At 53.5% G+C, this 793-nt stretch carries 1 rRNA gene; it reads left to right on the top strand.

Annotated features, from left to right (window positions below):
* A 23S ribosomal RNA gene (locus CLOTH_RS10420) occupies nt 1-793 on the top strand; the annotation flags it as partial.

Here is a 793-nt window from a genome sequence, read left to right as displayed (position 1 = left end):
AGGGTTAACGCCCGAAGTGGCCGCAGAGAATAGGCCCAAGCGACTGTTTACCAAAAACACAGGTCTCTGCTAAATCGAAAGATGATGTATAGGGGCTGACGCCTGCCCGGTGCTGGAAGGTTAAGGGGATGTGTTAGGTTATCCGAAGCACTGAACTTAAGCCCCAGTAAACGGCGGCCGTAACTATAACGGTCCTAAGGTAGCGAAATTCCTTGTCGGGTAAGTTCCGACCCGCACGAAAGGCGTAACGATTTGGGCACTGTCTCAACAAGGGACTCGGTGAAATTGTAATTCCAGTGAAGATGCTGGATACCTGCGACAGGACGGAAAGACCCCATGGAGCTTTACTGTAGCTTGACATTGGATTCCGATGCTACATGTACAGGATAGGTGGGAGGCTGAGAAGCCGGGACGCAAGTCTCGGTGGAGCCACCCTTGGGATACCACCCTTGTAGTATTGGGATTCTAACCACAGACCGTGAATCCGGTCTTGGGACACTGTCAGGTGGGCAGTTTGACTGGGGCGGTCGCCTCCTAAAAAGTAACGGAGGCGCCCAAAGGTTCCCTCAGCACGGTCGGAAATCGTGCCAAGAGTGTAAAGGCAAAAGGGAGCTTGATTGCAAGACATACAGGTCGAGCAAGGACGAAAGTCGGGCTTAGTGATCCGGTGGTTCCGAGTGGAAGGGCCATCGCTCAACGGATAAAAGCTACCCTGGGGATAACAGGCTGATCTCCCCCAAGAGTCCACATCGACGGGGAGGTTTGGCACCTCGATGTCGGCTCATCACATCCT

This window comes from Alkalithermobacter paradoxus (assembly GCA_002029295.1).
Classification (GTDB): Bacteria; Bacillota; Clostridia; order Peptostreptococcales; family Peptostreptococcaceae; genus Alkalithermobacter; species Alkalithermobacter paradoxus.
Note: the sequence above shows the minus strand (reverse complement) of the source record. Positions and strands in the feature narration are given on the sequence as shown.